Origin of the sequence: Streptomyces coffeae (assembly GCF_016741875.1) — a bacterium.
Classification (GTDB): Bacteria; Actinomycetota; Actinomycetes; order Streptomycetales; family Streptomycetaceae; genus Streptomyces; species Streptomyces coffeae.
Genome location: NZ_JAERRF010000053.1, coordinates 21,263 through 31,172, shown reverse-complemented (window position 1 = coordinate 31,172; position 9,910 = coordinate 21,263). Strand labels below are relative to the sequence as shown.

Sequence of the window (9,910 nt, the reverse complement as noted above, 5' to 3'; positions counted from 1 at the left end):
GACTGCCACCCACGACCAGCACGAGCACACCGAACCGGCGTCACACCAGTACCCTGACCAGCTACTTCAAGATGGCGCAGCTTCATTGGAAGGCGGGATCCGCGCGCTGGGGTGCCTGGTGGAATGCGCTGCCAGGCCCGCACGCCGCGGGATATGCCCCGCGAGGTGCGGGAGGTGGCCGCAGATGCGCTCGCCGTGCGCGGGGCCCTGACGGCGGTGTCCACCGCCGTCAGGGGTGCACGTGCCGCGCCCGCATTCCACGCGATGACGGGAAGGCCACACAAGGCCACACCGCCTGCGGCACGTTCACGTGCCGGTCCCGGCTGTGTCAGCCATTCATGGCCGCCCAGAACTCCTCGAAGGACATCTGCCGATCGCCGTTGGTGTCGAGCGAGTCGATCAGCTCCTGGGCCTCCGACTCGGTGATCTCCGAGCCCTCCAACTCTGCCACGACCTTCCGGTATTCGTCCGCGGTGACCAAGCCGTCTCCGTCGACGTCGTAGCGCTCGAAGACCTTCCGCGCCGCCATCTCCATGATCTCTGCCATGTGTTCTCCGCCCTTCTGTGATCTTCGCTGACGGGCCCAGATTATCCGTCCGCCCGGAGCAACGCGGGGGCTGCCCAACCTGCCCAGTGCTGTGACCGGGAAGGTTCGCCGGGTTGGCGGTAGCGGCGGTTGGATGCGCGGTGACGTCCGTTCCTATCGCTGGGGGTGTGGTGGGCGAGCCTGAGCGGGTGCGCAGACTGACCGATCAGGAAGGGCAGAAGCGGCAACAGATCCTGCGCGGGGGCTTGGCCGGCGCGGAGTGGTACGAGGACCAGGAGTTCACCGCCTACGGCGTCACCGACGCGGACACGGACACCCCTGCGCCCTTGGGCACGGGACTGGTGCGACGACCTCACCCGGCGCCGCACTCGACCGACGGCTGAAAGGCCGTCGCCGGCCCTCGTAGGAGGTGCCCAGTCATCAGTGCCGGGCGTGGTGGGCCGAGTGTGCTGCGGTGGTGGTGTGATGCAGCCGCCAGGCCGCGGCCAGCACCAACGCCCCGGAGATCAGTGCGTAGATGCCCATGACCTGCGCGATGGTGATCGCGCCTACGTCCGGGCGGGCCCAGAGGAGCGCCCCGGCGACGACCGAAGCGGTACCGGCCAGGAACAGCACCCACTCGTGGTGCAGTTCACGGCGGAAGCCGGCCGACGCCATCGAGTGGAGAGGCTGCACGTGACCTCGCCGGGCTCGGCCTCGTAGGCGATGAAGTCGACGATGACTCGAGCGGGGTCTGCCCAGCCGAACAGCCGCCGTCGGCATGCTCATCCATAGGACGACCGTGCCGTTCGCCTATCGCTCAGTGCGTGTTTCTCATCCCGTGGCTCGTCACGGGTGATCAGCGAAGGATGGGTGACTGCTCTGGTCCGATTCGCTCGTCGGCTCGCGTTCACAGTGAGCGGTGGAAAAGCGGTGGACAAAGATCGCGCGAGCGGCAGACTGACCCGTGTGAAACGACTGCTGGTGGATGTGGAGAGCGTCACTACGCGGTTGGTACGTCGATTCGGTCCCCAGGTTGCCGAATGGTGCGCTGACACGCCTGATCTCATCGCGCGGCTGACGTCCCAGTGGGGTCTTTCGCTCGGTGAGTCCCTCCCGGACGGTGCCTCGTCGGTCGCGTTACGGTGCCGTTGGCCCGACGGCACTCCTGCGGTGCTGAAAATCAGTCCGGAGCGGGCCCTTCTGGCCGAGCAGGTCGGCATGCTGGGGTGGTTCGCTGCCTCGGGCCGGGTGCCCTCTGTGCTGGCCTTCGACGAGGAGGCAGGCGCGATGGTGTTGGAGGAGATCGTGCCCGGAACGCCAGCGGAGGACATGCCTGCTGCTTCGCTTCCGGGACAGTGGTCGGATCTGCTCGCCGCCCTGCACGGGGTCGCTCTGCCTCCGCTGCCGACGCGTGTGCTGCGCGGGCGGTGTGAGGAGGCATTCGTCCGGGTTGGCAGGCGGCTGTCCGAGCCTGCGATCAGTGCACGTATGGACGTCACCGCGTGGGACAGGGCCATCCAGCGGTGCGAGCGGCTGCTGGACACGGAATCGAACACCGTGTTGCTCCACGGTGACCTGCATCTGGGCAATGTGCTCGATGGCGGCGCGGAGCGTGGTCTCATGGCCATCGATCCGAAGGCCTGTGTCGGTGATCCGTGCTTCGACGCCGTGGACTACGTCGTGGCCGGCGCCGGGCTGGAGGGCGTCGAGACCCGCTGCGCGCGGGTGGCGGCGGCGTGCGGGCTCGATGGCGACCGGCTCCACGCCTGGAGCCAGGTGATCGCGCCGTTTGCTGCCATCGCCCACCTAGGTGACGGTGGCGAGAAACGGGTGATCGATGAACTGCTCGCGTTGACGCGGTGAGTACACCCGGTATTCCCGATCTTCTCGTGCCCGGTGGGGAAGGCGGTCAGCCGTCGGCCGGCGCTGGTTTCCTCGGCCAGCTGGGGGTGGCGCCTTTCCGTGCCAGGCGCCTGGTCATGAGTGTGATGGCGGCCCAGGTGATCAGCGTCTCGGAGTGTTGGACGAGTCGCTCGTAGTCCCGGGCATGCCGCCGCGCGTGCATCATCCACGCAAGGCTGCGTTCGACGACCCACCTGCGGGGCAGTACGACGAAGCCGGAGGCGTCCTTGGGGCGGCTGACCGGCTTGATCGTCAAGCTGAGGTGCTGCTTCGCCCAGCCGACGAGCTTGCCGGCATAGGCGGAGTCGGCCCACACGATCGTGATCTCCGGGTGCATCAGCCGGAGGCGGAAGAGGACTTCCTTGGCCGCGGCCGCGTCGTGCAGGTCGGCCGGGGTGACCAAGACCAGCAGGGGCAGGCCGCGGGTGTCGACGACCATGTGGCGCTTGCGTCCATTGATCTTCTTGCCCGCGTCGTACCCGCGGGAGTCGCGACTGACGGTCTCGGCGGCCTTGACGCTCTGGGAGTCGATGACGGTGGCGACCGCGCGGGGGCCTTTGCCCATCCCGCAGCGTATCCGGCTGGCCAGGTGGTCGCGGATCTGCCCGATGACGCCGGCGGCGGCCCACCGGGCCATGAAGCCCCATACCGTGCGCCAAGGCGGGAAGTCCGCAGGTAGGGCCCTCCATTTGCAGCCGGTATCCACGACATAGCGGATGGCGTCGACGATCTCGCGGCGGGGGTGCTTCTCGGGCCGCCCGCCCTTGGCTGTCTCGCAAGCCGGGGTCGGCAACAGTGGTTCGATCAGGGCCCATTCGGCGTTGGTGGTGTCGGAGGGATAGCGGCGGCGACGCATCGGGCGGTTCCCTCCAGCAGTAGTAGGGGTGTCGGTCGCCCAGCCGAGGGCCGGGCGACCGACACCGTGGTGGTCAGGACGAGACGACGAGGTCGAGGGTGGATTCGATGGAGTTGAGCTGGGCGACGATGTGCTTGACCCACTTGTCGCCCGGGTGGGCGGCGGCGTGCGGGGCGACGGTGCCGGTGATGAACCGGCGGAACTCGGTCAGCTTCTCGGTGAGAACGGCCCGTTCGTATGCCTCCAACGCGGCCCGTTCGGCGCCGAGCTGGTAGCCGTCGGCCCTGGTCCAGATCAGCGGTGGCCAGCCGTTTTCAGCGATGACGTCGCGCAGCGCGGCCAGCCCCGACCGGACCTGGCTGGGGGAAAGCCCGCTCGCGCGGGTCAACTGAGGGAACAGCAGCCCCGCGGGTCTGGCCTCGAACAACACGAACCGCAGAGTGTCCGCATGCCGCTGGGCGGCATCGCCCCGGCGCCGTGAGGCGCGGGGCACGACTACTCGCCCCGCAGAATGCGGGCGAGCTCGTCATCCATATCGACCTTGCCGGTGTCGACCGCGGTCTCGATCCAGTCCAGCGTCGCCCGCACCTTGGCGACGTTCTGGTGCACGATGCCGGCCTCGTCCTCGCTCAAGGTGCGGTCGCGCAGGCCCGGGACGGTCCGGCCGGCCGCGGCGACGAAGGAGTGGCAGGCCGTGACCAGGTCCAGGAACTCCACCGTCCGGTCGATCTTCTTCACCGCCGGTGCGACCGGACTGGTGTCCTCGAAGTGATCGCGGGCTTGCCGGGACCGCTCGGCCTGGGCATGGTTGACCTGGAAGCGGGCGGTGTCGTCACTCATCGCCTTGAACGCGACGTCCGGCCGGCGCAGCAGATTCGTGGCCGCCGTGGTGGCCACCTGCTCGTCACGGGTGAACTCCTCCACCACCCGGGCCTTGTCCACCGCCGTCACCTTGGTCGTCACCTCCGGCCGCTTCAGGAAGTCACTGGTCACTGCCGCAGCGACCTGGTCGTCCTGAGCGAGCGTGTGGATCGCGGTGATCTTCTCCTTCGGCGTCACCGGTGTCTCGACCCGGTTGCCGACCCGTCGGCTGGCGTCGTCCGGTGTCCACCGGGCCCTGCCCCCAGGGGGCTTGAGGATCGCGTCAAACCGTTCCTGGTCGTTCTCGATGTAGGCCAGGATCCGATGAACGGTGTAGGAGACGCCCTTCTGTCGACGGTCGGCCGGCCAGCGCGAGGACGTCCACCTCGCTGACTTCACCGTGCTGAACTTCAGGCCGATGTCCTCGGCCAGCCGTGTGAGCGTCGCGGTCACCGACCACTCTGGGTCGACCGCGTTGTGGCCGCCCGACTCCCTCATCGGCTCGATCTCCAGGGCGCGGTCCCCGATCGTGAACTGCCCGCGGGTCTGCTGTTCCACCACGTCTCGCAGCTCGGACACGATCTGCTCGTAACGAGACTGGCTGACGCTTCCGACCTTGTCGATCTCCTCTGGCATGGGGTTTCACCACCCATACGGGCCGCAGCACGGAGCTTACGTCCGTGACGTGGACACGACCCGCTCATCACCGAGAGTCAGGCTGTAAATCTGCTGATCACAACGAACGACCATAAATGCCCGACTTTTGAGCGAAGTTGGACTGAGGATGCGTTCGCGATGCGGTCACTGTGCCCGTTCGTCGAACGTTTCCTTCCGGCGCCTCCATGCCCTCACCACACACCGGCGCGAGCAGTACACAGCGTTCGAGCGCCGGTCGACGCCGGCCACCCACCGGGTCCCGCACTCGGGACACTCAACCTCGCCCGCACCGCCCTGCACGGCCGCCAGCCGCTTCCGCAGCCGGCGTTCCATGCGCCACTGCCTGGCACGACATGCCGCGGAACAGAACACAGCGTCAGGCCGCGAACTCGACCTCAACCGGCCGCCACAAGCCCGACAGTTCCTCTCCCCAGCCCGCCCGGTGCCCTTGGACACCACGCCAGCGTAGAGCTCAAGGCTACTCAGATCCGGGGATCAGAAACACGCACTCAAAGAGCGTTTTGTCCTGGCGAGGTTGTTTGGTTCGAGGTTCAGGTGTCGCGCCAGTTCGGGGTGGTTTCGCGGGTGAGTCTGCGGCTTATGAGGTCGATCATGGCGACGTGGATTATGGCTGCGGAGCGGTGGGGGTGGGTTTCGTAGTCGCGAGCGAGTCGGCGGTGGTGCATGAGCCAGCCGAAAGTCCGCTCGACCACCCAAGGCCGGGGAACGACCTTGAATCCTCTGACTCCGGGGGTGCGTTGGACGACTTCGACGTCGATGCCGAGGCGGGCGCCGTGGTCGATGGCCTTGGTGCGGTAGCCGGTGTCGGCCCATGCCTTGGTCACGTGAGAGCTTGTGGCGGCGATCTGGGAGAGCAGGTGGATGCCGCCGGCGTTGTCGGAGACGCTGGCCGCGGTCACCCAGACGGCCAGCAGCAACCCAAGGGCGTCGACACCGAGGTGCCGCTTGCGACCTGCGATTTTCTTGCCCGCGTCGATGCCCTGGCCGGCTGTGGGCACATTGGCCGAGGTCTTGATGCTCTGCGCGTCCAGCACGCAGGCGGTCGGCTCGGCATCCCGACCCTCGGCCTTACGCACCAGGCGCCGCAGCAGGCCGTTGAGCTGGCCGAAGACGCCTTCTTTCTGCCATGCGGCGAAGTAGCCGTAGACCGTCTCCCACGGAGCGAAGTCGTGCGGCAGGTACCGCCATGGGATGCCGGTGCGGTCGACATAGAGGATGGCGTCCATGATGCGGCGCAGGTCGTGCTCGGGCGGGCGGCCGATGTCCAGGCTCCTGCCTCTCCGCTCGGCCCGCCAGGCGGTGAGCGTGGGTCCGATCAGTTCCCAGCGCGCATCTGACAGATCGCTGGGATATGGGCGCTGTCGCGTCATGTTTCGGTAGTACCGTCAGGCGCGGCACCGCCCCAGGGCGCAAACGGCGGCAACCGGGGGCGCCTTGGGATCAGACAGGAGCGAACACATCGAAACGGGCCGAGGGCCGGCGCGTTCAGCCACACAGCTCCCGTTGGACACTACCGCCTCGTCAGCCTCAGAGCCGCTCACCACCGAAGCGCCACCCAACAACCTCGCCAGGACAAAACGCTCTTTTGGAGCTCGCACAGATAGGCGCGAGGGTACCCGTGACAGCATGGCAGGCACAGGTCAGCCGCTCTGAGCGATGGCGCGCAGGGCGTCGAAGGTCTCCTGTTCGTCTTGCTGGTCCCCGTAGTCGCTGAGTTTCACCACGACGGTCCTGCTTACGGGGTCGACGTAGATGTACTGCCCGTACACGCCGAGGGCGGAGTAGTCCTTGCCGTTGCCGCCGGGGGGATGCCACCACTGCGCGGAGTAGCCCCAGCCGTCGACTTTGTGGGGTGCTGGGGTGGCGATGCGCTTGATCCATGCCATGGGGATGATCTGTTTGCCCTGGGCGCGGCCGTTGTTCAGGACGAGCTGGCCGAGCTTGGCGTAGTCGCGGGGGGTGGCGTTGATGCAGCAGTACGCCTTCTCGTGGCCGTTGTCGTGGTCAAGGTTCCAGGTGGCGCTGTCCTGTGCTCCCATCGGTGCCCAGATGTTGTCCGCCAGGAGGTCGGCCAGCGGCCGTCCTTGGACCTTGGCCAGGACCTGGCCGAGGAGTTCGGTGTCGATGCTGCGGTAGGCGCCTTGGCTGCCGGGCGGGAACTGCAGGTCGCGATGGTCCTGCGCGAAGGCGGGCAGGTCCCGGGTGAGGTACATCCGGGCGGTGCCGGTCAGCGGGTAGTACTGGTTGTAGTTCTCCGGGACGTCCACGCCCGAGGTCATGTCCAGCAGGTCGCGCACCATGATGGCGTCGTAGGCCCCGCCGGTCTTCAGCTGGGGCAGGATATCGACCAGCCGGTCGTCTTCCCGGAGTCTTCCCTGTTCGATGGCTTGCCCGGCGAGAAGGGACACCACCGACTTGGCGACCGACCAGGACGACAGGCGGGTGGTGGGGCCCACCCCGCCGCGGTACCACTCGTTGGTCAGCCGGCCATTCCTGAGGATAAGGAAGGCATTGGTGTGGGTAGTCGTCAGGAACTGCTCGACCGGCACCCGCTCGCCCTTCCATGGCACGGTTGCAGGAAGCGACTCGTCGTGGACGGGCAGGGGTGCCGGCGTGGCGGAGGCGGGGACTGTGCGGGAGTCGAACAGGTCGCCCTGCCGCGAGGGCTCGGTGGTCAGCAGTTGGACCAGCGTGGGCGGGGAGGGGATGTCCAGCAGCGCGGTGGCCGTGTAGGATCCGGCCACCAGCACGCCAAGCGTCACCGGCAGCGCGATGAGGGTGCGCCGTAGTACGCGCCGTGTCCGCGGCGTTGCAGAACGCGAGGCGGCCACGGTGCGGTCGGTCGGCTCCACGGCCCGGGTGGTGGGACCGGCAGCGGAAGCGGACCGGGAGCTGGCTGCCGGTTCGGGACCGCTGTCCTGGGGGGCTTTCTGGTCCGTGTCGACAGCCTCGTCAGCCTCGTCGGCGGCTTCCACAGCAGGGCGATGGTCAGACATCGGCGTCGTCCTTGGGGGTGGTGCGGACGGTTGCGTCGACGGCCAGCCAGAACGCCTCCATCAGCGTCTGGAAGACGGCCTCGTCGTCCTGCGCGGCCAGGTGGGGCAGGTGCGTAGTGATGGCCGGATAGCGCTCGGGGGAGATGGTGGCGTACGCTGCGGCCCAGGCATGCTCGTCGGCGGCGCGCACCTCCTGCGGGAGCGCGGTATACCCGGCACGCATGCCCGCGTACGCCAGCACGGTGTCGGCGAGCATCCGTTGGTAGCGGGCCACACTGCCCTCGTCCAGACCGATCTCTTCCAGCGCCGCGAGCATCATCTCCATCGCGGCGAACTCCCCGGGGCCGCGGGTGGTCCGGCACGCGATGGCCGCACCGACGTACGGGTGGGCCTCAAAGACCTCCACCAGGGAGCGGGCCAGCTCCTGCAGAACCTCCCGCGGCCCCAGGCCGTCGGGCACTCGCTCCACGGCCATGGCCAGCAGCCGGTCACCCACCGCCAGCAGCAGCGCGTCCCGGTCGGCGAAATGCCGCCACACCGCCGACCGGTCCACGCCCAGTTCCTCTCCCAGAGTCCGTCCGGTCAGCCCGTCCGGTTCCGCCCGCGCCGCGATCCGCACGGCCGCCTCCACGATCAGCTCCGGCGACAACCGCACCGCCCAGCCCTTGCCCACAGCCATGTCCGTCCCTCACTCTCGCAATCACCAGCATTGTCATCAATGATGACAATGCTGGGGTGGGATGGTCAACTCTGGAGTGCCACCATGAATGCGGCGACGTTCGGGAAGGGCTTATCAGCCGGACGCAGGCAGTCGAGGCGATCGCTGCCGCCAGCCCCAGCGCGACGCTCTGCGATCACCAGGGAGACCTGTGCCTGTTCTTCCGTCATGGCTGACCGAACCGCTGTGGGACCAGTTCTCGGCGCTGCTGCCCCAGCGGCCGCTCTACCACCCGCACCATCCTCTGCGCTGCCACCGTCCGCGCATCAGTGACCGGATCGTGTTCGACAAGCTTCTGCAGTTGCTGCGGTTCGGCTGCCCCTACGAGGCGATCGCTGACACGACCTGCTCGGCCAGCACCATCCGCAGCCGTCGCGATGAGTGGATCCGCCTGGGCATCTTCAGCCAGTTGAAGCGGATCGCGCTCGACTCCTACGATCGCATCGTCGGCCTGATGCTGCATCAGATCGCCATCGATGGCTCCCTCACCAAGGCACCTGGCGGCGGCGAGGTCGCCGGGCGTTCCCCGGTCGACCGGGGAAACAGAGCCTGAAACGCTCCGGCATGACAGACGGCTACGGAATCCCGCTCGGCCGTGTTCTGGCCGGGGCGAACTGTCACGACTCTCCGCTGCTGGCCCGACCCTGGACCGCCTCGCGGAACTCGGGCCGCTGCCCGACGACATCACGGTGCACCTGGACGCTGGGTACGACTCGAACAAGACCCGCGCCCTGCTCGGCGAACGCGGGCTGCACGGTCGGATAGCGCACAAGGGCGAGAAAGCACCGATTCAGGCGAGCCGGCGGTGGCACGTCGAGCGCACCCACGCCTGGCAGAACGCCTTCCACCGTCTTTCCCGCTGCTACGAACGCCGCGCCGTCGTGATCGACGCCTTCTTCGACCTCGCGGACACGATCATCACCGTCCGCAGCCTGATCCGACGATCCTGGACCACCCACCGCTGGGACAACCGCCCGAGGCGATGCCCGTAACCCCACGCCTATCCGCGCGAGTTCTTACCTGGACGCGAAAGCGCGAGGGGACAAGAGCATGTCAGGGAAGTGGTGGCCGTCCGGAGGCGTCCGGGGCGGGGCGCCGCGAGACCCGCGCGATATGGCCAAAGCTGAATTGCTTGAAGCCCAATGTGTGCCGTGAGGCGCCTCGTTGTATCCCCGATGCAGCCGGGAGGAACTCGGAAGGAGGTTCTTGGGTCACCCGACTTACCTGGAGCCGAAAGGTGAAGGGGACAAGAGCATGTCGGGAAAGCGGTGGCCGTCCGGAGGCATTCAGGGCGGGGCTCCGCAAGACCCGCGCGATATGGCCAGAGCTGAACTGCTCGAAGTCCAATCCCCAGTGATGAATTTCAGCGT

The 9,910-nt window shown here is 67.7% G+C and carries 10 protein-coding genes and 1 pseudogene; 3 read left to right on the top strand and 8 right to left on the bottom strand.

The features are described 5' to 3' along the window. Positions 1–328: 328 nt before the first annotated feature. Positions 329–547 carry an EF-hand domain-containing protein gene (locus tag JK363_RS39805; protein ID WP_201883225.1) on the bottom strand — a complete coding sequence of 73 codons (219 nt, stop codon included), beginning with the start codon at positions 545–547 and terminating at the stop codon, positions 329–331. A 167-nt stretch (positions 548–714) separates the two neighbouring features. Here JK363_RS39805 and JK363_RS44490 point away from each other — a divergent pair, with 167 nt between their 5' ends. Continuing rightward, positions 715–930 carry a hypothetical protein gene (locus tag JK363_RS44490; protein ID WP_307822069.1) on the top strand — a complete coding sequence of 72 codons (216 nt, stop codon included), beginning with the start codon at positions 715–717 and terminating at the stop codon, positions 928–930. A 37-nt stretch (positions 931–967) separates the two neighbouring features. Here JK363_RS44490 and JK363_RS39795 read toward each other — a convergent pair whose 3' ends face one another. After that, positions 968–1,204 carry a DUF308 domain-containing protein gene (locus tag JK363_RS39795; protein ID WP_236076518.1) on the bottom strand — a complete coding sequence of 79 codons (237 nt, stop codon included), beginning with the start codon at positions 1,202–1,204 and terminating at the stop codon, positions 968–970. 312 nt (positions 1,205–1,516) lie between these two features. On the opposite strand from JK363_RS39795, the gene JK363_RS39790 reads away from it, so the two are divergent. Next, a complete protein-coding gene (locus tag JK363_RS39790) occupies positions 1,517–2,392 on the top strand; it encodes an aminoglycoside phosphotransferase family protein (RefSeq protein WP_201883227.1) in 876 nt (291 codons plus the stop codon). Positions 2,393–2,438: 46 nt separating this feature from the next. Here JK363_RS39790 and JK363_RS39785 read toward each other — a convergent pair whose 3' ends face one another. The 6 genes from JK363_RS39785 to JK363_RS39760 all read right to left on the bottom strand — a co-directional run bounded on the left by JK363_RS39785 (position 2,439) and on the right by JK363_RS39760 (position 8,501). Next, positions 2,439–3,287: an IS5 family transposase gene (locus JK363_RS39785; protein WP_201883224.1), complete on the bottom strand. Its 849-nt coding sequence runs from the start codon at positions 3,285–3,287 to the stop codon at positions 2,439–2,441. A 73-nt stretch (positions 3,288–3,360) separates the two neighbouring features. Continuing rightward, positions 3,361–3,780: a RacP protein gene (locus JK363_RS39780; protein ID WP_201883223.1), complete on the bottom strand. Its 420-nt coding sequence runs from the start codon at positions 3,778–3,780 to the stop codon at positions 3,361–3,363. A gap of 2 nt (positions 3,781–3,782) precedes the next feature. Beyond that, positions 3,783–4,784, bottom strand: a complete 1,002-nt coding sequence (locus tag JK363_RS39775; RefSeq protein WP_201883222.1) for a DUF6192 family protein — start codon at positions 4,782–4,784, stop codon at positions 3,783–3,785. A gap of 572 nt (positions 4,785–5,356) precedes the next feature. Next, positions 5,357–6,196, bottom strand: coding sequence for an IS5 family transposase (locus JK363_RS39770; RefSeq protein ID WP_201883221.1), 840 nt, complete (start codon positions 6,194–6,196; stop codon positions 5,357–5,359). A 270-nt stretch (positions 6,197–6,466) separates the two neighbouring features. Further along, on the bottom strand, positions 6,467–7,822 hold the full coding sequence (locus JK363_RS39765) for a serine hydrolase domain-containing protein (protein ID WP_201883220.1): 1,356 nt from the start codon (positions 7,820–7,822) through the stop codon (positions 6,467–6,469). Further along, positions 7,815–8,501: a TetR/AcrR family transcriptional regulator gene (locus JK363_RS39760; RefSeq protein ID WP_201883219.1), complete on the bottom strand. Its 687-nt coding sequence runs from the start codon at positions 8,499–8,501 to the stop codon at positions 7,815–7,817. The genes JK363_RS39765 and JK363_RS39760 overlap by 8 nt, the downstream gene beginning before the upstream one ends. 190 nt (positions 8,502–8,691) lie before the next feature. Here JK363_RS39760 and JK363_RS39755 point away from each other — a divergent pair. Continuing rightward, positions 8,692–9,532: pseudogene (locus JK363_RS39755) on the top strand (IS5 family transposase). The last annotated feature ends 378 nt before the right edge of the window (positions 9,533–9,910 follow it).